This window comes from Mesorhizobium erdmanii (assembly GCF_013170725.1).
Taxonomy (GTDB): Bacteria; Pseudomonadota; Alphaproteobacteria; order Rhizobiales; family Rhizobiaceae; genus Mesorhizobium; species Mesorhizobium erdmanii.
Map to the genome: position 1 here is coordinate 711,385 of NZ_CP033361.1, position 20,637 is coordinate 732,021.

21 protein-coding genes and 1 tRNA gene are annotated in these 20,637 nt (G+C 64.0%); 17 read left to right on the forward strand and 5 right to left on the reverse strand.

The genetic code is table 11. The annotated features are described in order from the left end of the window. The first annotated feature begins 32 nt into the window (after positions 1-32). The 3 genes from EB233_RS03320 to EB233_RS03330 are packed head-to-tail and all read left to right on the forward strand — an operon-like array spanning position 33 to position 3,335. Positions 33-497 carry a MarR family winged helix-turn-helix transcriptional regulator gene (locus EB233_RS03320; protein WP_064990092.1) on the forward strand — a complete coding sequence of 155 codons (465 nt, stop codon included), beginning with the start codon at positions 33-35 and terminating at the stop codon, positions 495-497. Further along, the gene (locus tag EB233_RS03325) at positions 490-1,791 is read left to right on the forward strand and encodes an HlyD family secretion protein (RefSeq protein ID WP_081294133.1); all 1,302 of its coding nucleotides are present in this window, start codon (positions 490-492) and stop codon (positions 1,789-1,791) included. The genes EB233_RS03320 and EB233_RS03325 overlap by 8 nt, the downstream gene beginning before the upstream one ends. Further along, positions 1,788-3,335: a DHA2 family efflux MFS transporter permease subunit gene (locus EB233_RS03330; protein WP_064990091.1), complete on the forward strand. Its 1,548-nt coding sequence runs from the start codon at positions 1,788-1,790 to the stop codon at positions 3,333-3,335. The genes EB233_RS03325 and EB233_RS03330 overlap by 4 nt, the downstream gene beginning before the upstream one ends. Before the next feature lie 197 nt (positions 3,336-3,532). Here EB233_RS03330 and EB233_RS03335 read toward each other — a convergent pair whose 3' ends face one another. The 4 genes from EB233_RS03335 to rpmH all read right to left on the reverse strand — a co-directional run bounded on the left by EB233_RS03335 (position 3,533) and on the right by rpmH (position 6,588). Beyond that, on the reverse strand, positions 3,533-4,093 hold the full coding sequence (locus tag EB233_RS03335) for a fasciclin domain-containing protein (RefSeq protein WP_064990090.1): 561 nt from the start codon (positions 4,091-4,093) through the stop codon (positions 3,533-3,535). A 166-nt stretch (positions 4,094-4,259) separates the two neighbouring features. Beyond that, positions 4,260-6,071 (reverse strand): membrane protein insertase YidC, encoded by a 1,812-nt coding sequence (yidC, locus tag EB233_RS03340; RefSeq protein ID WP_064990089.1) that lies wholly within the window; start codon positions 6,069-6,071, stop codon positions 4,260-4,262. Positions 6,072-6,085: 14 nt separating this feature from the next. Then, complete coding sequence (gene rnpA, locus EB233_RS03345; protein ID WP_027052879.1) at positions 6,086-6,439, reverse strand: ribonuclease P protein component; 354 nt, start codon at positions 6,437-6,439, stop codon at positions 6,086-6,088. Between the two features lie 14 nt (positions 6,440-6,453). Then, a complete protein-coding gene (gene rpmH, locus EB233_RS03350) occupies positions 6,454-6,588 on the reverse strand; it encodes a 50S ribosomal protein L34 (protein ID WP_008833937.1) in 135 nt (44 codons plus the stop codon). 280 nt (positions 6,589-6,868) lie between these two features. On the opposite strand from rpmH, the gene EB233_RS03355 reads away from it, so the two are divergent. After that, positions 6,869-8,356, forward strand: coding sequence for an ATP-binding protein (locus EB233_RS03355; RefSeq protein ID WP_064990088.1), 1,488 nt, complete (start codon positions 6,869-6,871; stop codon positions 8,354-8,356). A 294-nt stretch (positions 8,357-8,650) separates the two neighbouring features. Then, positions 8,651-8,727 (forward strand) — tRNA-Arg (locus tag EB233_RS03360). A gap of 114 nt (positions 8,728-8,841) precedes the next feature. Here EB233_RS03360 and EB233_RS03365 read toward each other — a convergent pair. Beyond that, positions 8,842-9,315: a VOC family protein gene (locus EB233_RS03365; RefSeq protein WP_171892202.1), complete on the reverse strand. Its 474-nt coding sequence runs from the start codon at positions 9,313-9,315 to the stop codon at positions 8,842-8,844. 93 nt (positions 9,316-9,408) lie between these two features. On the opposite strand from EB233_RS03365, the gene EB233_RS03370 reads away from it, so the two are divergent. From EB233_RS03370 to EB233_RS03425, 12 genes are all read left to right on the forward strand, one after another. After that, positions 9,409-10,059, forward strand: a complete 651-nt coding sequence (locus tag EB233_RS03370; protein WP_081294131.1) for a TetR/AcrR family transcriptional regulator — start codon at positions 9,409-9,411, stop codon at positions 10,057-10,059. A 30-nt stretch (positions 10,060-10,089) separates the two neighbouring features. Then, a complete protein-coding gene (locus EB233_RS03375; protein WP_179948854.1) occupies positions 10,090-11,370 on the forward strand; it encodes a nucleotide disphospho-sugar-binding domain-containing protein in 1,281 nt (426 codons plus the stop codon). A gap of 147 nt (positions 11,371-11,517) precedes the next feature. Continuing rightward, positions 11,518-12,270: an SDR family NAD(P)-dependent oxidoreductase gene (locus EB233_RS03380; protein ID WP_064990086.1), complete on the forward strand. Its 753-nt coding sequence runs from the start codon at positions 11,518-11,520 to the stop codon at positions 12,268-12,270. Between the two features lie 95 nt (positions 12,271-12,365). Beyond that, positions 12,366-12,572, forward strand: a complete 207-nt coding sequence (locus EB233_RS03385; protein WP_064990085.1) for a hypothetical protein — start codon at positions 12,366-12,368, stop codon at positions 12,570-12,572. Between the two features lie 13 nt (positions 12,573-12,585). Beyond that, positions 12,586-12,768 (forward strand): hypothetical protein, encoded by a 183-nt coding sequence (locus tag EB233_RS03390; RefSeq protein WP_064990084.1) that lies wholly within the window; start codon positions 12,586-12,588, stop codon positions 12,766-12,768. 435 nt (positions 12,769-13,203) lie between these two features. Next, positions 13,204-13,845, forward strand: a complete 642-nt coding sequence (locus EB233_RS03395) for a GntR family transcriptional regulator (RefSeq protein WP_032917224.1) — start codon at positions 13,204-13,206, stop codon at positions 13,843-13,845. Positions 13,846-13,937: 92 nt separating this feature from the next. Then, complete coding sequence (locus EB233_RS03400) at positions 13,938-14,789, forward strand: transporter substrate-binding domain-containing protein (RefSeq protein ID WP_064990083.1); 852 nt, start codon at positions 13,938-13,940, stop codon at positions 14,787-14,789. 71 nt (positions 14,790-14,860) lie between these two features. Beyond that, positions 14,861-15,574, forward strand: coding sequence for an ABC transporter permease (locus EB233_RS03405; protein WP_064990082.1), 714 nt, complete (start codon positions 14,861-14,863; stop codon positions 15,572-15,574). Next, positions 15,571-16,263: an ABC transporter permease gene (locus EB233_RS03410; RefSeq protein ID WP_064990081.1), complete on the forward strand. Its 693-nt coding sequence runs from the start codon at positions 15,571-15,573 to the stop codon at positions 16,261-16,263. The genes EB233_RS03405 and EB233_RS03410 overlap by 4 nt, the downstream gene beginning before the upstream one ends. Positions 16,264-16,390: 127 nt before the next feature. Then, positions 16,391-17,977, forward strand: coding sequence for a gamma-glutamyltransferase (gene ggt / locus EB233_RS03415; RefSeq protein ID WP_064990080.1), 1,587 nt, complete (start codon positions 16,391-16,393; stop codon positions 17,975-17,977). Positions 17,978-18,116: 139 nt separating this feature from the next. Further along, positions 18,117-19,643 (forward strand): acyl--CoA ligase, encoded by a 1,527-nt coding sequence (locus tag EB233_RS03420; RefSeq protein WP_064990079.1) that lies wholly within the window; start codon positions 18,117-18,119, stop codon positions 19,641-19,643. Positions 19,644-19,645: 2 nt separating this feature from the next. Continuing rightward, positions 19,646-20,635, forward strand: a complete 990-nt coding sequence (locus tag EB233_RS03425) for a 2-dehydropantoate 2-reductase (protein WP_064990078.1) — start codon at positions 19,646-19,648, stop codon at positions 20,633-20,635. The last annotated feature ends 2 nt before the right edge of the window (positions 20,636-20,637 follow it).

Here is a 20,637-nt window from a genome sequence, read left to right on the forward strand (position 1 = left end):
GAAAAGTTGCTACCAGACCCTGATCATCTCCCATGTCCTCCTCGCCCAATATCAGCTTCGTGCTGCACGACGTTGCGCGCCTGCTTAGAAAGCGGTTTGAGCAGCGTTCGCTGACGTCGGGGCTGACCCGAGCCCAATGGCAGGTGCTGGCCTGTCTCTGCCTGCATGAAGGCATTCACCAGAACAAGCTCGCCGATCTTATCGAGATCATGCCGATCACGCTGGCGCGGCTGCTGGACAAGATGGAGGCGCGCGGCTTCGTCGAGCGCCGGCCCAACCCCGCCGACCGCCGAGCCTGGCTGCTTTACCTGACGCCGAAGGCCCGCCCGCTGGTCGCGACCATGCGTGGCAACGGCCAGAAAACACGCGACGAGGCCTTCGCCGGTCTCTCGTCCGATGCACAGCAGCACCTGCTGCAAACCCTAAGCTTGATCAAATCCAATCTGCTCGCGGCTTGCACCCAGCCAGCCGTCGACCCGGAGAAAGTACATGGCTGAATCAACATCCCCCAAGAAACCCGCCAAAGACGATGCGTCCACGGGTCGAGCCGGCGATCAGATCATCCGGCTGGACAGCGAGCGCGAACAGAGGCGAGCCAATGCCGCCATCGACAATGACGAGTTGGAAGCCCCGGTTGCCCTGGAGCCGGCCGCACTCGAGGCGCCGGCCAGGGAGCCGCAGCCTCAGCAGGCCCCGATCGCCGTTGCCCCTCCTGCTCCCGCGCCGGCCAGGCCTAAGCGTAGCCTGACGCGGCCGGTGCTGTTTGCCTTGCTGCCGGTCGCGCTGGTGGTCGGCGGTTATTACTACGTGACCGGCGGCCAAGTGATGACGACCGACAATGCCTATATCCAGGCGCAGTCGCTCGGCGTGTCGACCGACGTCTCCGGCACGGTGCAGGAGATCGACGTGCACGAGAACCAGGCGGTGAAGAAGGGCGACGTGCTGTTCCGGCTGCGACCGGCCTCCTTCGAAACCGCGCTCGCCGCCGCCCAGGCGCAGCTCGGGACGGTGCGCAATCAGGTGCTGACCCTGCAGGCCAGCTACCAGCAATCGCTGTCGCAGATCGAGCAGGCCGAGGCCGACATTCCCTATTACGAGGCCGCCTTCCAGCGGCAGCAGGATCTGCTCAAGACGTCCACCGCTTCCAAGGCGACTTTCGACAGTGCCCAGCACGACCTCGTCGCGGCGCGCCAGAAAGTGTCCGTCGCCAAGGCGCAGGCGCAGGCCATGCTTGCCCAGCTGGGCGGCGACGCCAACCAGCCAGTGGAAAAGAACCCCTTCTACCTGCAGGCCCAGTCGGGCGTCGACGACGCACAGCGCAATCTCAACGACTCTATCGTCAAGGCGCCGTTCGACGGCATCGTCACCAATGTCGACGCTCTGCAGGTCGGCAAGTATCTGCCGGCCTCGCAGCCGGCCTTCAGCCTGGTGTCGTCGACCGATCTGTGGATCGAGGCGGAGCCGAAGGAAACCGAGCTGACCTATGTGCGGCCGGGACAGACGGCGACGATCAGCGTCGACAGCTATCCGGGTGCCGTCTGGCACGGCACGGTGGCCTCGATCAGCCCGGCCTCGTCGTCGAGCTTCTCGCTGCTGCCGGCGCAGAACACCACCGGCAACTGGGTCAAGGTCGTGCAGCGTATTCCGATGCGCGTGACGGTCGATGATCCGCAGGGGAAGCTGCCGCTGCGCGGCGGCATGAGCGTCGTGGTCGACGTCGAGACCGGCCATGCGCGCGGCCTGCCGGACCTCGTCACCAACCTCGTCAACCGGTTCGGACAGAAATCATGACCAGCGCGACCGCGGCAGGTGCCACACCGGTGGTCGCCAATCGCGGCGCCATCACAGCTTGCGTGATCCTGGCCGTCATCATGCAGGCGCTGGACACGACCATCGCCAATGTGGCGCTGCCCTACATCCAGGGCAGCGTTTCGGCCAGTGCCGACCAGATCAACTGGGTGCTGACCTCCTATATCGTCGCCGCCGCGGTGATGACGCCGCCATCTGGCTATCTCGCCAATCGTTTCGGCCGCAAGCGCATCCTGTTGACCTCGATCACCGGCTTCGTGGTCGCCTCCGTGCTTTGCGGCTTCGCGCAGTCGCTGCCGCAGATCGTCGGCTTCCGCCTGCTGCAGGGCCTGTTCGGCGCTGCCCTGGTGCCGCTATCGCAGTCGATCCTGCTCGACATCTACAGCGTCGAAGAGCGCGGCTCGGCGATGGCGCTGTTCGGCGTTTCGGTCATGGTCGGGCCGGTGCTGGGTCCCGTCATCGGCGGCTGGCTGACCGAGAATGTCTCCTGGCGCTGGGTTTTCTACATCAACGTGCCGATCGGTGCGTTGGCCTTCGCCGGCGTGTCGCTGTACGTCCTGGAAACCAAACTGGACTTCAAGGCTAGGCTGGACTGGCTGGGTTTCGGCATGCTCAGCATCACCATCGCGGCGCTGCAGATGTTTCTCGACCGCGGCGAGCAGCTCAACTGGTTTTCCTCATCCGAGATCATCGTCGAGGCGCTGATCTGCGCGTCGGCCTTCTACATCTTCCTCGTCCACACCTTCACCGCCAAGAACACCTTCGTGAATCCGCGCCTGTTCCTCGACCGGAATTTCGCCGTCGGCATGATCTTCATCTTCATCATCGGCATCACCTATCTCGCTTCGCTGGCGCTGATGACGCCCTATTTGCAGACGCTGATGGGCTATCCGGTGGTGACGGCCGGCATCGTCATGGGCCCACGCGGCCTGGGCACGATGGCCTGCATGTTCCTCGTCGGCAGGCTCATCGGCAAGGTGGATACACGATGGCTGCTGTTCATCGGCCTCGTGATCACCGCCTGGGCGATGTACGACATGACGGGCTGGACGCCCGACGTCTCGCAATGGACCATCATCAGCACCGGTTTCGTCCAGGGCGCCGGCCTGGGCTTCCTGTTCGTGCCTCTGACCACCATCACCTTCGCCACGCTGGCGCCGGAACGGCGGGCGGAAGGCACCGGCCTCTACAATCTGTCGCGCAACATCGGCTCCAGTGTCGGCATATCGGTCGTCACAGCGCTGTTGACGCAGAACGTGCAGATCAACCATGCCAACATCGCCGCCTATGTGACGCCCTTCAACCAGGCGTTCGGCAACCCGGCGATCGCGCAGGCGATGAACCCCTACACGGCAGCCGGTCGCGCGGCGCTGGACGGCGTGGTGACGCTGCAGGCGACTGTTATCAGCTACATGGACGACTTCAAGCTGATGATGATCCTGTCGCTGGCCGCCATTCCGCTGGTACTTTTGCTGCGCAAGCCGGGCACGCCGGCCAAGGTCGACCACAGCGCCGTCATGGAGTGAAGGGCGGCGGCCGGAGTTCGGCCGCCGAGCCTGCCAGTCTTTACTGAACGCAAAAAGAAACCGGGGCCCTGTGAGGGACTACAGGACCCCGGCCTCGCCGATGCGGCTTCCCAAGAAACATGGCACCTCGTCATGAGGCGGGGATGGCGGGCCGAGAAAGCCTAGCGACCTGCCGATCACCCTTTCGCCGGAAGCCGTTACTTCGGCAACAGAACCTTGTTGACGACGTGGATGACGCCGTTCGACTGGTTGACGTCGGCGATCGTCACCTTCGCCTCGCCACCGGACTCGTCCATGATGTAGAGCTTGCCCTTCTTGACCTCGGCGGTGAGCGTGTCGCCAGAGACGGTCTTCATCTCGTATTTGCCACCCATCGCCTTGGCCTTCTTCATCATCTCGGCGCCCGAGATCTTGCCGGCCACGACATGCGCGGTCAGCACCTTGGTCAGCTTGTCCTTGTTCTCGGGCTTGAGCAGCGTGTCGACGGTGCCGGCCGGAAGTGCCGCGAAGGCCTCGTTGGTCGGCGCGAAGACGGTGAACGGGCCGGCGCCCTGCAGCGTGTCGACCAGGCCGGCGGCCTTGACGGCGGCGACCAGCGTCGTGTGGTCCTTCGAGTTGACGGCGTTCTGGACGATGTTCTTGGTGGCGTACATCGGCGCGCCGCCGACATTCGGGTTCTTGGCGTAGGCCGGGGCGGCAATCGCCACGCCGGCGACGAGTGCGGAAATGGCAATGGTCCTGAATGATGGCAAGCGCATGTGGTCTTCCTCCGGGTGAGGGCTGATCGGAATTGATAGCCTTTGGAAATGCACACGCAGTCACGCCTGGCGAGCGTCGGCAGTTTCGCCGATCACGGGAACGTGAACGAACACAGCGCAAAGAAAAAGCCCGGACGAGCCGGGCTTTTCGAGAAGACAGGGTTCTTTACTCCGCCGGCGATGGTTTCTTTCGAAACAGCGCGACCAGATTGTCCCACAGTTCGATCTTGGCACCCTGGCGCTTCATAATGACGCCCTGCTGGAGGATCGACAGCGTGTTGTTCCAGGCCCAGTAGATGACGAGGCCCGCCGGGAAACCCGCCATCATGAAGGTGAAGATAACAGGCATCCAGGTGAAGATCGCGGCCTGCGTCGGATCCGGCGGCGTCGGGTTCATGCGCATCTGCAGGAACATGGTGACACCCATGATCAGCGGCCACACACCAATCATCAGCATGTGCGGCAGCGTGACCGGCACGAGGCCGAACAGGTTGAAGATCGACGTCGGATCGGGTGCCGCCAGATCCTGGATCCAGCCGAAGAACGGCGCGTGGCGCATCTCGATGGTGATGTAGAGCACCTTGTAGAGCGAGAAGAAGACCGGGATCTGCAGCGCCACCGGCCAGCAGCCGGCAAGCGGATTGATCTTCTCGGTCTTGTACAGCTCCATCATCGCCTGCTGCTGCTTCATCTTGTCGTCCGCGTATTTCTCGCGGATTTCCAGCATCTTGGGCTGCACCTTCTTCATGTTCGCCATCGACGCGTAGGACTTGTTGGCGAGCGGGAAGAAAAGCGCCTTGACGATGACCGTGGTGGCGAGGATCGCCAGGCCAAAATTACCGAAGAATTTGTAGAGCGTGTCGATCAGCCAGAACATCGGCTTGGTGATGAAATAGAACCAGCCCCAGTCGATCAACAGATTGAACTGTCGAATATGACGGTCCGCCTCATAGGCGTTGATCTTGGCGACTTCCTTGGCGCCGGCGAAGATTTCGGTCTCTACGGTCGCGGACTGGCCGGCGTCGACATTGATCGCATCGGTGAGGAAGTCGGACTGGTAGCGGTGGCGGCCATCCTCGAAAAAGGCATAGCGCGGCTGGAACGGCTGCTTTTCGGTCGGCACCAGCGTGACGGCCCAGTACTTGTCGGTGATGCCGAGCCAGCCGTCGGTCGACTTGCCGGGCGTAATCTGCTTGTCGGATTCGATCTTGGCGTATTTGTATTCGGCCAGGCCCTCGGTGCCAGTGACGCCGATCAGGCCTTCGTGGAGCACATAGGTGCTGGCGACGGCCGGCTTGTCATAGCGCGTGACGCGGCCGTAGTTGAACAGCGAGACCGCGCTCGAGCCGGAATTCTGCACCGTGTCCGACACGGTGAACATGTAGTTGGCGTCGACGGAGAAGGTCCGCTTGAAGGTCAGGCCCTTGTCATTGGTGTAGGTGAGCGTCACCGGTGTCGACGGGCTGAGCGTCGGATTGCCTTCGACGCTCCACACCGTCTCCGAACCCGGCACCGTACCGGTCTTGTCGTTGCCGACAAAGCCGATCTCGGCGAAGTAGCCGGTGGGCAGAGCCTGCGGGTTGAGCAGGCTGATCTCGGGCGAATTCTTGTCGACGGTCTCGGTGTAGTGCTTCAGCTTGAGGTCGTCGAGGCGCGCACCGGTCAGGTTGATCGAGCCTTCGAGGCTGGGCGTGTCGATCTTGACGCGCTTCGAAGTGGCAAGCGCCTGGTCACGCCCGGCGGCGGTGACGACATCGCCGCCGGGTGCGTTGGGGATGTTGCCCGGCGCCGGAGCCGGCGTGCCGGCTCCCGGGTTGGCCGCCTCGGCCGCCTTCTTCTGCTCTTCGACGCGCTGCTGCTCGACCTTAGCGGCCTCGCGCTGCGCTTCGACGCGCGGATTCATGTAGAAAACCTGCCACAAAGTCAGGATCAGCACCGACAGCGCGATGGTGATGAAGAAGTTCCGGTTGTTTTCCATCGAGAGCCCTTGGCCTATCGTGTTCCGCGAAGTCGGCGGGAGAGTTCGGCCTTCAACTGGCCGAAGGCGGCGCGCAGCGCATCGTCGCGCCCGACGATGACATAATCATTGCCGGGCACCATGTCATCCGCGGCATGGACGCGGACGGCTTCTTTCAGCCGCCGCCTGACGCGGTTGCGCACAACAGCGTTGCCGACCTTCTTGGTGACGGTGTAGCCGACGCGCGGCACACCGCCGTCGCCGCGGTCGAGGACCTCGACGAGGAAAAACCGTCCGCGTCGCTTTTCACCACGACGGACGGCCAGGAATTCCGCGCGTTTCAGAAGCCGCTTGGGATTTTGCCCCACTGGCTTGCCGGTTGCGGGCAACGATCTCGTCTCGCTTAGGCGCTGAGCCGCTTGCGGCCGCGGTTGCGGCGAGCTGCGACGACGCCACGACCACCCTTGGTGGCCATGCGAGCACGGAAACCATGCCGGCGTTTGCGGACGAGTTTGGACGGTTGGTAGGTACGCTTCATTTGTTTTAATACCGCGGGGTGCGGCCCTTCTTGATTCTGTCACTGTGTAACAGGAGCTTTGCCGGGCCGGCTTTGGCGCGATCGAAACCGCGCCGGGACGAATGGCCCGAGCGTGAGCGGGCTTATAGAAAGAAGGGTTTTGGAAGTCAATCCGGGGTCGTCGCACCGTGGACGCAGGCTTCATGACGGTAATTTAATGTTCCAGCCAAAGGATGAAATTGGCAAAAATGCCGTAATCGCCTAATGTTGGCCGATCAAGTGATTGTGAAGACAGAGTCGCATGAGCGAAGCCAGCCAAGCAGGGGAAGGGATCGGAACGGCGCCAGCCGCCGTCCGTTCGGTGCCGCTGTCGCGCGGCCTGTCGACAAAACTCCTGCTGCTCACCATCGTTTTCGTGCTTCTGGCCGAAGTGCTCATCTTCCTGCCCTGGATCGCCAGCTACCGGCTGAGCTGGCTCAAGGAGCGGCTGAGCACAGCAGCGGCCGTGTCGATCGTGCTGGTGCAGGGCGAGTCGACCTCGCTGTCGCGCGCAGCGCAGAATGACGTGCTGATGGCGATCGGCGCCAAGGCGATCGCGGTGCGCGATGGCGGCGTCTCCCGGCTGCTGGTGGTGGCGGACATGCCGCCGCAGGTCGACGAGCATATCGATCTCGCCAGCATCGGCATGATCAAGGGCATGACCGGCGCGCTCGACACGCTGTTCTTCGGCGGTGACCGGATGCTGCGCGTCTTCGGTCCGGTCGGCGACAGCGACAAGGAATTCGAGCTGATCATGCCGGATTACTCGCTGCGCAAGGCCATGCTCATCTATTCGCGCAACGTCGCCTTCGTCTCGCTGCTGATCTCGCTGTTCACCGCCATGCTGGTCTATGCCGCGATCGACCTGATCATGATCGGGCCGATCCGTACGATGACACGCTCGATGCTGTCCTTCTCCGAAGCCCCTGACGACCCCGGGCGCATCATCCATCCCGCCGCCCGCGCCGACGAGATCGGCGTTGCCGAGCGCGAGCTGTCGCAGATGCAGGAGCGGCTGCAAAAGATGCTCTCGGAGCAGAAGCACCTTGCCGATCTCGGCCTGGCGGTCTCGAAGATCAACCACGATATGCGCAACATCCTGGCCTCCGCACAGCTAATTTCGGACCGCCTGCGCCAGGTCAGGGATCCGACAGTGCAGGCCTTCGCGCCGAAGCTTTTGCGCGCGCTGGACCGTGCCGTATCCTATTCCGAAGGCGTGCTTCACTATGGCCGCACGCAGGAGCCGCCGCCTTCGCGCCGCAGGGTGCGGCTGCGTCAGCTGGTCGAGGACGTGCATGGCCTGCTCGACATCGAGGAAGGCATCGAGTTCATCAACGCCGTCGAGACGGCGTTCGAGGTCGACGCCGATTCCGACCAGCTGTTCCGGGTGCTCACCAATCTGTGCCGCAACTCGGTGCAGGCAATGGCGGCGGACACCGAGAGCGCCGTGGTGCGGCGGCTCGCCGTGTCGGCCGAGCGCATGGGCAGCGTCAGCCGCATCGCCGTCTCCGACACCGGCCCCGGCCTGCCACCGAAAGCGCGCGAAAACCTGTTCGCGGCGTTCCGCGGCTCGGCGCGCAGCGGCGGCACCGGCCTTGGCTTGGCCATCGCGCACGAACTGATCCGGGCGCATGGCGGCAACGTGGAACTGGTCGAGTCGATCGGCGGCCGCACCACTTTCGCGGTTACCATCCCGGACCAGCCGGTGCGGCTCGACCAGGCCCGCGGCAGCCTGCGCCGCCCGGCCTAATGCATGTCGCCGAGAAGTGCGCAGCGGTTCTGGGACAACGACATGCAGCAAAACAAAGACTTAAAGCGCGTCGCCCGAATCCCTTTCAGAGCGACGCGCTTTAAAGTGTGTTACTCTTGGGCCGAGGCCCGCCTGCGCTCAATCCACATCTGATCTGCACTGGCGAAAGCGCCTGCGACAAAACTTTTGTCGGATCGACTTGCTTTTCGCAAATTCAGTCGTTAGGGAACTGCCACACATCGCGGCCGGTCCCTTGGATCGGATCGCGGGGCCGTTGAAAACATGGCCTGATGCGCGCCCGTAGCTCAGCTGGATAGAGCACCAGACTACGAATCTGGGGGTCAGGAGTTCGAATCTCTTCGGGCGCGCCATTCCATCCGATTGACTTCCCAGCGCTTTTTGACACATCGGGCGATGTTGGTACCGGCTCGACTTTTGGAATTCAGCCGGTTTTGGATAGTCGACGCCCCTCGGCCGCCCACCCTTCAATAGTCGCCATTGACCTCGATCCAGTAGCCATCGGGATCTCTTAGATAGACGGATCGCTGCCCGTCCGCCCTCACATGCTCCTTGCCGATCTCGCCAGCAAGGTTGCAGAACGAAATGCCCTCGCTTTTCAAATGCTGCAAAGCCTGCGCGAAATCGGTGGTGGAGATGCAAAAATGCGTCGACATCGTCACGAAGGTCTTGCCGAAATCACCTTCGATCAGATGAAGCGACTGCCCCTCGCCAAGGCCGAACCAGCGGATGTTCGACTTTCCCGCGCCACAGGCAATCTCGGGCAGTTGGAGCGCATCCTGATAGAACTTCGCGCTGGCTGCCAGATCGCGTACGCGGAGGGAAACATGATTGAGGCGCAGTGCAGCCAAGACGGACCCCTTCAGCCACCGAAAGTCGGGATCGTGCGTTGGCCGAGTCCTTGCGTCAATAGGGCCGTCGAGCGTCGGTTCGCCAGGCAATCGTGCCGCTGTCGCTTTCGAGCCAATGGGGATCGACCGTAGACGAGCGACAGGACCTTCCCGACAATTTCCATGTCATGGACCATGACATGATTGCTTCAGGTCAAATTCAATGTCATCATCGCTGACATGAAATCGACCTGCGCTCCCATCCCTCGCCTCTATCGTCAAACCAGCCGTGCCGAGGCAACCGAGGAAACGGCGCGCCAGATCCTGGCCGCGTTCAGCGAGAGCATGCGCGAGAAATGGTTCGACGAGGTGACGCTCGAAGACGTGGCGGGGCGGGCCGGCGTCAATGTACGGACGGTCATTCGCCGGTTCGGCGGCAAGGATGGACTGCTCGAAGCTTTTGTCGACGACTTCATTCCAACCGTCGCGGTCGATCGCGAGACACCGCCAGGGGATGTCGCGGCCGCCATCGACCGGCTCTACCACATCTATGAGACCTGGGGCGACAGCGTCATCCGCAACCTCGCGGAGGAGCCGCGCCACCCCGCCTTGAAGCGGCTGCTTGATCTCGGCCGTGGGCGCCATCGCGCGATCACGGCCGCGACCTATGCGCCCTGGCTCGACCGCCTGCCGCCCCCGGATCGGATGAGGACGCTCGATGCACTCGTCGCCGCAACCGATGTCTATGTCTGGAAACTCGCGCGGCGCGACATGGGGCGCTCGCGCGGCGAAGCCACGCAGATCATGCTCACGCTTGTCAGGGCCGTCCTGACGCAAGCGTCGTCCCTCGCATAAAAGGGAGCCTTCATGATGAGGCGCCAGCCATTGAACTTTCTGTTTGCGACCGCCCATCTCGGCGGCAACGTCTCGCCGATCGTGCCCGTCGTGCAGAGCTTGGTTGCCGCTGGCCATGCAGTGCGCTTCATGAGCGACGACGTGAACCGCGCCGATGCGCAAGCGGCGGGAGCGCGGTTCAGATCCTGGGTGCGCGCGCCCAACCGGGTCGATCGCGCCCGCGAAGGCGATCCGCCCGACTGGAGCGTCAGCGACAAGGAGGGCATCGGCATGGTGGCCCAATTCCTTGCGGGCACGGCGCTGGCCTATGCGGAGGACACGATCGACGAGTTGCGGCGCGAACCGGCCGATCTTGTTGTCGGCTTCGACATGCTGCTCGGCCCCATGCTCGGCGCGGAGGCGATCGGCCAGAAGCTGGCGCTGCTCGGCACGATGATCAGCTTCTTCCCGTTGCCGGGGATCGCGCCCCTCGGCTCGGGCCTCGGCATCGCGCGCAACGCGCAGGAGCAGGCCCTCCTGGACGCCTCGCGTGCGGAGATGCAGGCCCTCTTCGATTCCGCCCTGCCGGAACTGAACGCGGCGCGAGCCAGGCTCGGTCTCGCCCCCCTCGATCACCTCGCAGATCAATGCAATGCCGCGTCGGTGCATTGGCTCGGCACGGCACGGGCATTCGACTTCGAGCAGGCGGTGCTGCGGCCCAATATGCGCTATGCCGGTCCACTCCTCGGCGATCCCGTCTGGGCCGAACCTTGGGCCTCGCCCTGGAGCACGGACGATGACCGCCCGCTCGTACTCGCGGGCTTTTCAACGAGCTTCCAGGACCACGCCGCCGTCCTGCAGCGGGTGATCGATGCCTCGGCCTCATTGCCCGTCCGGCTTCTGGTCACGCTGGGCGGCTCGATCGAGCCCTCGGAATTGGCGCCGGCCCCGAATACCGTCGTGGTTCGCAGCGCGCCGCATCTCGAGATCCTGAAGGAGGCTTCGCTTGTCGTGACCCATGGCGGGCATGGCACGGTGATCGCAGTACTCCTGCATCGGCTGCCGATGCTCATCATCCCGCATGGCCGCGATCAGGCCGATAACGCCGTCCGTGTCACGGAGCGCGGGGCGGGCCTCACGCTCTCGCGCACGGCGCCGACGGAAACGATCCGCGCCGCACTCGTTCGCCAGCTGAACGACCCCGCATTTCGGCTCGCGGCGGGCGCTCTCGGCGACGCCGTCGATGCGGAATGGCGCGCCAGCACCCTGATTGCAGACCTCGAAGCCCTGGCGCGGCCTCTTGGCAAACTCGCCCGCCCGAGGTCCGGCTAAGGAAGCCAGGCGACCGGTACCTGAAAGCGGCTACGGTCATCACGCGGTACGGCGCCCGACCTCCTGATGGATTATAAGGCTTGTGCTGATGCAACCGATGCTGTCCGTTCGCGAGCGGCAGACGCAGCCTTTGGAGTAGATCCGACCATGCCCCTTCCCAAAAGCGCCCTGATCACCGGCGCCGGAGCCGCCGACGGCATAGGCGTTGCCATTGCCCGCCAGCTTGGCAGCGCCGGTCATATCGTGTTCCTCACCGGCGCCAGTGCGCGTGTGCTTGACCGCGCCGCCGAGCTCCGCGCCGAAGGCATCGAGGCCAAGGGCGTGGTCGCCGATCTCACCAAGGCCGGCGAAGTCGCGCGGCTGCGGGCAACCGTCGGCGCGGCCGATATACTGGTCAACAATGCCGGCATGGGTTCGCTGGCGTCGCCGTCGGTCGACAAGGCGTTTCTCGCCATGACCGAGGCCGAGTGGGATCGCGGCATCGACGTCAGCCTGAAGACCGCGTTCCTGGTCACCCATGCGTTCCTGCCCGCGATGGTCGAGGCCAGCTATGGGCGCATCGTCAACGTCGCGTCGGTCACCGGGCCGCTGGTGTCTTTCGAGGGCACATCGGCTTACTCGGCGGCCAAGGCCGGCATGGTCGGGCTGACACGCACACTGGCGCTCGAAGTCGCGAAAAACGGCATCACGGTCAATGCCGTGGCGCCAGGCTGGATCGAAACCGGCGCGTCGAGCGAGATGGAGCGGACAGCGGCACTGCATACGCCGCCAGCGCGGGCCGGGCGGCCGGATGAGGTGGCAGCAGCGGTCGTGTTTCTGGCCTCGGAAGGCGCCAGTTATGTCAATGGTGCTTTGCTGGTGGTCGACGGCGGCAACAGCCTTCAGGAGCACAAGGGCTGAATCTCCCTGCCGCGCTTCCCCTGGAGATTGGGAACCAAAGCGCCCAGCCACGGTTTTCCCTTCGAAGGGACCGCAAACGTCAAGGATGCGGAACAATGCACGACCATCTGGAAATGGAGCTGGCGAGAGCCAGGCAGCGCGTCAAGCGTGCGGAACTCTTTCTCACGCGAGCGAATGAAATGCTGGACGAAGAGCGCGGCGTCGGCATCAGCCTCGCGCTGTGCTGCCGGATCAGATCCCAGCAAAAGCAGCTGGCCGAAGCGCGCTCGCGCCTGCGTCAGATCGATCCAACGACGCATTGATCGGTCGGCGGCAATGATGATCTTCGAACCAACGAACAGTGGCGCTTATCGCGCGGCAAAGCTCGCTGTGCTGCGAAACCTGATGATAAAGCATATCGAGCGCACTGATGCCCAGGCAAAAAATGTCGAGCAGGCGCTGGCTGTGCTGGCTCAGGCAAACCTCGACCCGCGACACGCATCAGTAGCCTCGCCTTAACTTTCTCGGCGATCAACGCTCTTTTGGAGAGAGTATACAGGCCGTGGCGTCCTCACGACGCCTTGGCGAGAAAGCTCGGATAATCCGATCTCGCCTGCAGCCGCCGCAGCACGTTTTCGCGGGAGTCGCGTACCTGGGCGCGGGCCAGGGCGCCAGCGTGGCCGGCATCGCCGGCGCAGATGGGGCTTCGACGAACCCGGCATGCTCGTCGCGCGCCTTGTCCTTGTCGGTCGCCGCGGCGGCCGGCAGTCCGGCACCATCTGGAGACTCGCCCAGCCCGAAACAGATCGTGCCGATGGTGCACCGCACCGGTGTCGGCTTCCGAGCCGTCGTCACAGGGGTATTGACGATGAAATGAAATGCGGATTTGATAATACGTGGATACAAAAATACTTTAGGTGCCCCATGCCAGCAGCCTTTCCGGCAGAGCCACAGATGTCCGCCACTGCGGAGGAAGAGGCTTACAGGCACATTCAGAGAGCCCTTCGCCTCGGCCGCTACAAACCCGGCGACAGGCTTATTCCGGAGGAGATTGCCGCCGAGATCGGCATGAGTCGCATGCCGGTGCGGGAAGCCTTTCGGCGCCTGGCCTCCGACGGGCTGGTGGTTCTGCGGCCCAATCGTGGATGCGTGGTCGCAGGCCTCACGGTCGATGAGCTTTACGAGATTTTCGAAATTCGCTCGGTTCTGGAGGGACTAGCCGTAAGGCTGGCGATGCCCCGGATCGATGAGGAGGAGTTCGAGGAACTCGAGCGCCTGCTCGAGCGCATGGAACGCGCGGGCCAGAGCGGCAGTAGCGACTGGGTGGTCCGCCACCAGGAATTCCATGGCCGTATCTGTGCGCTAAGCCGGAGGCCCAAGCTCATCCACCAGATATCGGCGCTGCATGTGGTGATAGAGCCCTACATGCGCATCTGGTTCGATGATTGTGACAAGCCGCATTCCGCGCGCGAGGAGCATGCCGTCGTGATCGCGGCCTTGCGTTCAGGCGACGAACTTCACGCGGAAAAGGTGATGCAGGATCACATTCTCAGCACAGCACCGATGCTGGCCGAGTTCGTGAGTCCGAGCCGGTGACGAACGCCGGCCGGACAAGAGTGGCCTTGAACCGGCAAAGGCGGCCGGACGCAGGAACAGATCGATCAGCCTATCAAAAAAAGGGGAACCATATGAAAATCTCTCGTTTGGCCGCCGTTGCGGCCGCACTCAGCATGTTCGGCTTCATGCACACCGCATTGGCCGAGGACGCGCCCAAGGCCATAACCATCGCCACGGAGGGCGCCTACGCGCCGTGGAACTTCACCAATGCGGACGGCAAGCTCGACGGACTGGAGATCGAACTCGCCAACAATCTTTGCGAGCGTATGAAGGTCAAATGCACCATCATCGCTCAGGATTGGGACGGACTTATTCCGTCGCTGAAGGTCGGCAAGTTCGATGTGATCATGGCCAGCATGTTCATCACGCCGAAACGCCTCGAGACCATCGACTTCACCCAGCCCTATGCGATCGACCCGGGCGGTTTCGCAGCCGCCAAGGATAGCGATCTGGGGAAGGTCGGCGCCTCGGCCGAGAAATTCAAACTGGACGATGAGGCAGCTACCAAGGCCGCGGTCGACAAGTTGAAGCCCCTGCTGAAGGGCAAGGTGGTCGGTGTCCAGGCGGCCACGGCCATGCTCGAATTCGTCAAGAAATACTTCGGCGACACGGTGGAGATTCGCGAATACAAGACGACCGAGCAGCACGATCTCGATCTGGCCGCGGGCCGCATCGACGCGATATTCGCTCAGAAGACAGCGCTCGCCGCGACGCTCGCAAAACCCGAATTCGCGGGCTTCACGGTAGCGGGGCCTGGCTTTGTCGGCGGCCTGTTCGGCGCCGGAACGGGTGCGGGCCTGAGGAAGGAAGACACCAAGCTCAAGCAGATGCTTAACGACGCGATCAGCGCCGCGATCGCCGACGGCACGATCAAGAGCATCTCGGAAAAATGGGTGAAAACGGACGTGACGCCGGTCAAGTAGCCATTTGGGGACTTGTTCGGCCGATCGGTGTCGACCGATCGGCCGGACGCCCCCGATCAACCAGGTTTCACATGACCGATGCACTTCATCTCCTGTCCCTGGGCAAGGGCGGCTGGGGCGGCGCACTGCTCTTGGCAGCAGGCGTGACGTTTGCGCTGTCCGTCCTCGGCTTCCTGCTCGGCGCTCTCTTCGGCGCAGTGGCTGCGAGTGGCCGGCTTTCCACGAGAGCTGTACCGTCGTGGTTAGCCAAGGGCTATGGCACGGTGTTCAGGGGCGTGCCCGATCTGTTGACGATTTACCTGCTTTACTACGGCGGCAGCATAGCTTTGACCGAGATAGGAAAATTCTTCGGCAGCGCCGGCTTCGTCGGGCTGCCGACATTCGCGACTGGCGTCCTGGCGATCGGCATCATTTCGGGCGCCTATCAAGCCGAGGTCTATCGCGGAGCGTATCTCGCCGTCGATCTTGGCCAGTTCGAGGCCAGCAAGGCGCTCGGCCTGTCCCGGTTCCAATTGCTGCGTCTCGTCATCGTGCCTCAACTGATGCGGCACGCCCTGCCGGGCCTCGGAAATGTCTGGCAGCTTGTGCTCAAGGATTCGGCCTTGATCTCCGTGATCGGCTTGGTGGAATTGATGCGGCAATCTCAGATCGGCGCGGGATCGATGCGGGAGCCCTTCGTCTTTTATCTGGCCGCCGCGGCGCTGTATTTCCTCATCGCCGCGGTGACCGGATCGGTCTTCCGCTACGGCGAGGCACGGGCGTGGCGAGGCATGGTCCACGCATGATCGACTTCGCCTTCTTTGTAGAGATCGTTCCCACCCTTCTGTCCGGCTTGCCGTTGACCTTGCAACTTGCGGGGTTGTCGATCGCAATAGGCTTTGCCTTGGCCCTGTTGCTCGCACTGGCGCAGCAGGGAAACCATCGGATCCTGGTCTGGCCCATACGCTCCTTCGTTGCCGTCTTTCGCGGCACGCCATTGCTCGTCCAGATATTCCTCATCTATTACGGACTCGGCCAGTTCCGCCCTACACTTCAGGCAGTTGGGCTCTGGTGGCTGTTTCGCGAGCCCTATTGGTGCGCCATCATCGCGCTCAGCCTCAATACCGCAGCCTATGGCAGCGAAATCCTGCGGGGTGCGATACAGGGTGTGCCACGCGGCCTTGCCGAGGCGGCCTCGGCCTTAGGCATGACACGGCTCCACACCCTGCGCCTCGTCGTTCTGCCTTTGGCGCTGCGCCAAGCCATACCGAGCTACAGCAACGAGATCATCCTCATGGTAAAGGGTACGTCGCTTGCATCAATCGTCACCCTGATGGAAGTGACGGGCATCGCCCAGGGGCTTATTTCACAGACCTATCGCGCCGTAGAGGTTTTCGTGGCCGCGGGCGCGATCTATCTCACCATCAATTTCACAATCATCTCGGCACTGAATGCGCTGGAAACCTGGCTAACACCTTATCGGGTCCGAGCCTGATACGCATCTGGCGTAACGAGGAGAATTGGCAATATGCACCGTGTCGAGAAGCCGAAGCGATCCGTTGCCGTGTCGTGTTACGCCATGGCAACGCCGCATCCATCAGACCAAGGGATATCCAGAGAGAATGCGTGATTTCCAGTTTCCCGGCCGCTCGCCGGTTCGTGCCACCGAAGCGGTCGCCGCGACGTCGCACCCGCTGTCGACGCTCGCGGCGATCGAGATGCTGCGCGCCGGCGGCAATGCCATGGACGCGGCCATCTGCGCCGCCGCAGTGCAAGGCGTGGTCGAGCCACAGTCGACCGGTATCGGCGGCGACTGTTTTGTCCTCTATTGCCCGAAGGGACAGAGCGAGGTGCTGGCGTTCAACGGCTCAGGGCGCGCGCCCGCCGGCGCCACCGTCGACTGGTATCTGGACAAGGGTTTCAGCGAGCTTCCGAAACAGGGAGCGCACGCAGTGACGGTGCCGGGCGCCGTCGACGCCTGGAGCCGGCTGCTGGAGGATCACGGCCGCAAGAGCCTGGCCGAGGTGCTAGCTCCGGCCATCCACTATGCCGAGAACGGCTATGTCGTGCATGACCGCGTCGCCTTCGACTGGGCCGAGCCGGAGACTGACCTGTCGGCCGACGAGTATGCCGCACGCATCTTCCTGCCGGGCGGCCAGGCGCCGAAGGCCGGAGACGTCCACCGCCAGCCGGAACTCGCCGCCACCTTGCGAGTGATCGCCAAACAGGGCCGCGCCGGATTCTACGAGGGCACCATCGCCGACGACATGGTGCGCCGGCTCAACGAGCTGGGCGGGCTGCATTCGCATGAGGATTTCGCCGCGACCAAAGGCGACTATGTGGCGCCGGTAAGTACCCGTTATGGCGGCTACGACATCCATCAGATGCCGCCGAACAATCAGGGACTGACAGCGCTGTTGATGCTGAACGTGCTGTCCGGGTTCAAGCTCGGCGGGCTCGACCCCAATGGCGCCGAGCGCCTGCATCTCGAGATCGAGGCCGGACGCCTCGCCTACCAGGACCGCGACCGCTATGTCGGCGACCAGGACCATGTCCCGGTGCCGGTAAAACAGCTCCTATCCGGCGCCTATGCCGACCGGCTGCGCGCCGAGATCGACCGCGAACGGGCCATGACACATCTGCCGCGTCTGGAACTACCCGGCAGCGACACCGTCTACATCTCGATCGTCGACCGTGACCGCAACGCGGTCTCATTCATCAACTCGACCTATTATTCCTTCGGCAGCGGCGTCGTGGGGCCGAAATCCGGTGTCGTGCTGCAGAACCGTGGCTCGAGCTTCCGCCTCGACCCCAAACATCCCAACGCCATCGCGCCCGGCAAGCGGCCGATGCACACGATCATGCCCGGCATGGCGACGAAAAACGGCCGCGTGGTGATGCCGTTCGGCGTCATGGGCGGCGGCTACCAGCCGTTCGGCCACGTGCACCTTCTGACCAACATGATCGATTTCGGCATGGACCCGCAGCAGGCGCTGGACGCGCCACGGGTGTTCTACAATGATGACACTGTCGAGGCCGAGCGCGGCATCCCCGCCGAGGCCATCGAAGGGCTGCGCAAGCGGGGCCACCGCATCGTCGAGCCGCAGCACCCGCTTGGCGGCGGGCAAGCGGTGCTGATCGACTGGGAGAAGGGCACACTGACCGGCGCCTCCGATCCGCGCAAGGACGGGATGGCGCTGGGCTATTGAGGTGATTGGTACGGGAATGGCAGGCAAGCGAAAGCGTTGGCGCTGCCGTTCATCCATCTGCCCGCACCTTCCCCCCGTAAAGGCAAAAGAGATCTACCGGACTTTCTGGAAGCAGTCGTTTGAAACATAGTCGGTGACCATGACCCAAACTGAAACCCACCTGGACCTTTCCCACCGCCTCGTCGCCGGGGCGGACAACGCACCAGCCATCCTGGCGCCGGACAGGCCAACGCTGACCCATGGCGGGCTGCGCGGCCTGATCGCGGCCACCGCCGAACGGCTGCATGAACTCGGCATCGGCCGGGGCGACCGGGTGGCGATCGTGCTGCCGAACGGGCCGGAGATGGCGACAAGCTTCGTCGCGGTGGCGGCGGCCGCCTCGACGGCGCCGCTCAACCCCGCTTACCGGGCCGACGAACTGGATTTCTATCTCTCCGACATCGGCGCCAAGGCGATCCTGGTCTCCGCCGATGAGAACGGCCCGGCGGTGACGGTGGCCGAGCGGCTCGGCATTGCCGTGTTACGGCTGGTGGTGCCGGCAAGCGCCCCGGCCGGGAGTTTCACCATCGAGGGCGCGGCGGCCGGTCCGCACGCGGCTTCCGATATGGCAGGTGATGGCGACATCGCGCTGCTGCTGCACACTTCGGGGACGACATCGCGGCCCAAACTGGTGCCGCTCAGCCATGCCAATGTGGCGGCCTCCGCCCGCCATATCGGCGCGACGCTCGGCCTGACCGCCGATGACCGCTGCCTCAACATCATGCCGCTGTTCCACATTCACGGCCTGATCGCGGCGGTGCTGTCGTCGCTGGCTGCGGGCGGCAGCATCTACTGCACGCCGGGCTTCAACGCGCTGCGCTTCTTCCAGTGGCTGAGCGACGCCAGGCCGAGCTGGTACACGGCGGTGCCGACCATGCACCAGGCGATCCTGCCACGGGCGGCGCGCAATGCCGAAGTGCTGGCGGCGGCGCGCCTGCGCTTCATCCGTTCGTCCTCGGCATCGCTGCCGGCGCAAGTGATGGGCGAACTGGAAAGAACCTTCGGCTGTCCGGTGATCGAATCCTACGGGATGACCGAGGCCGCCCACCAGATGGCCTCGAACCGGCTGCCGCCTGGCCTGCGCAAGCCCAGCAGCGTCGGCGCTTCCGCAGGGCCCGAGGTCGCCGTCATGGCGCCGGACGGGCGGCTGATGAGCCCCGGCGAGACCGGCGAGATCGTCATTCGCGGCCCCAATGTAACGGCGGGCTACGAGAAGAACCCGGACGCCAACGCCACGGCCTTCGCGCATGGCTGGTTCCACACCGGCGACCAGGGGGTGCTCGACGAGGATGGCTATCTGCGCGTCACCGGCCGGCTGAAGGAGATCATCAACCGCGGCGGCGAAAAGATCTCGCCACTCGAGGTCGACGACGTGTTGATGGACCATCCGGCGGTGGCGCAGGTCGTCACCTTCGCCATGCCGCATGACAAGCTTGGCGAAGAGGTGGCGGCGGCGGTCGTGCTGCGTGAAGGGATGAGCGCGAGCGAAAGCGATATACGCGCCCATGCAGCCACGCGGCTCGCCGACTTCAAGGTGCCGCGCAAGGTGCTGATCCTCGACGAGATCCCCCAGGGTGCGACCGGCAAGCTGCAGCGCATCGGGCTGGCCGCCAAACTCGGGCTTTGACGATGAAGATCACCATCTTTGGCGCCGGCGCGATCGGCGGCTATCTCGCGGCCAAGCTTGCCGTGGCCGGTCGGACCGATCTTTCGATCGTCGCGCGTGGCGCCCATCTCGAGGCGATCAGGACCAGCGGACTTCGCCTGATCGAGGACGGCAAGGAAGCGGCCGCCCCCGTCCGCGCCGCCGCCAAGGCGGATGAACTCGGCGTGCAGGATATTGTCGTGCTGGCGCTGAAGGCCCATTCCCTCACCCCGGCGCTGGACCAGATCGCGCCGCTGCTCGGGGAGCACACATCCGTCGTCACCATGCAGAACGGCGTGCCTTGGTGGTATTTCCACAAGGTGGGCGGGCCGCTCGAGGGCACCAGGCTGAACACGGTCGATCCCGGCGGCGCGATCTGGCAGCGGATCGGGCCGGAGCGCGTCATCGGTTCGGTCGTCTACCCCGCGGCCGAGGTCGATGCGCCCGGCCTTATCCGCCATGTCGAAGGCAAGCGCTTCTCGCTCGGCGAACCCTCGGGTGAGAAGAGCGAACGGGTGACGCAACTGGCCGAGGAAATGGTCAAGGCGGGGCTGCAGGCGCCGGTGCGCGACGACATCCGCAGCGAAATCTGGGTGAAGCTGTGGGGCAACCTCTCCTTCAACCCGATCTCGGCGCTGACCGGCAGCACGCTTGCGGCAATCGTCGCCGACGAGGGCACCCGTACGCTTGCCCGAACCATGATGCTGGAAGCCCAGGCGATCGGCGAAAGCCTCGGCGTGCGCTTTCCGATCGGGGTCGACCGCCGCATCAAGGGCGCCGGCGATGTCGGCGAGCACAAGACTTCGATGCTGCAGGATCTGGAGCGCGGCCGGCCGATGGAAATCGACGCGCTGGTGAGTGCGGTGCAGGAGCTTGGCCGGCTGGTGGGGAAGCCGACGCCGGCCATCGATGCGGTGTCGGCGCTGGTAAAACGGCTGGCGGTGGAGCGCGGCTGTTATGGGCTCGCGGGCTAAGG

Coding starts and splice junctions, on each gene's coding strand:
- EB233_RS03390 (WP_064990084.1), top strand. CDS start 12,586: ATGATGATCTTCGAACCAACGAACAGTGGCGCTTATCGCGCGGCAAAG.
- EB233_RS03425 (WP_064990078.1), top strand. CDS start 19,646: ATGAAGATCACCATCTTTGGCGCCGGCGCGATCGGCGGCTATCTCGCG.
- rpmH (WP_008833937.1), bottom strand. CDS start 6,588: ATGAAGCGTACCTACCAACCGTCCAAACTCGTCCGCAAACGCCGGCAT.
- EB233_RS03385 (WP_064990085.1), top strand. CDS start 12,366: ATGCACGACCATCTGGAAATGGAGCTGGCGAGAGCCAGGCAGCGCGTC.
- EB233_RS03355 (WP_064990088.1), top strand. CDS start 6,869: ATGAGCGAAGCCAGCCAAGCAGGGGAAGGGATCGGAACGGCGCCAGCC.
- yidC (WP_064990089.1), bottom strand. CDS start 6,071: ATGGAAAACAACCGGAACTTCTTCATCACCATCGCGCTGTCGGTGCTG.
- EB233_RS03335 (WP_064990090.1), bottom strand. CDS start 4,093: ATGCGCTTGCCATCATTCAGGACCATTGCCATTTCCGCACTCGTCGCC.
- ggt (WP_064990080.1), top strand. CDS start 16,391: ATGCGTGATTTCCAGTTTCCCGGCCGCTCGCCGGTTCGTGCCACCGAA.
- EB233_RS03410 (WP_064990081.1), top strand. CDS start 15,571: ATGATCGACTTCGCCTTCTTTGTAGAGATCGTTCCCACCCTTCTGTCC.
- EB233_RS03380 (WP_064990086.1), top strand. CDS start 11,518: ATGCCCCTTCCCAAAAGCGCCCTGATCACCGGCGCCGGAGCCGCCGAC.
- EB233_RS03325 (WP_081294133.1), top strand. CDS start 490: ATGGCTGAATCAACATCCCCCAAGAAACCCGCCAAAGACGATGCGTCC.
- EB233_RS03330 (WP_064990091.1), top strand. CDS start 1,788: ATGACCAGCGCGACCGCGGCAGGTGCCACACCGGTGGTCGCCAATCGC.
- EB233_RS03400 (WP_064990083.1), top strand. CDS start 13,938: ATGAAAATCTCTCGTTTGGCCGCCGTTGCGGCCGCACTCAGCATGTTC.
- EB233_RS03395 (WP_032917224.1), top strand. CDS start 13,204: ATGTCCGCCACTGCGGAGGAAGAGGCTTACAGGCACATTCAGAGAGCC.
- EB233_RS03405 (WP_064990082.1), top strand. CDS start 14,861: ATGACCGATGCACTTCATCTCCTGTCCCTGGGCAAGGGCGGCTGGGGC.
- EB233_RS03420 (WP_064990079.1), top strand. CDS start 18,117: ATGACCCAAACTGAAACCCACCTGGACCTTTCCCACCGCCTCGTCGCC.
- EB233_RS03320 (WP_064990092.1), top strand. CDS start 33: ATGTCCTCCTCGCCCAATATCAGCTTCGTGCTGCACGACGTTGCGCGC.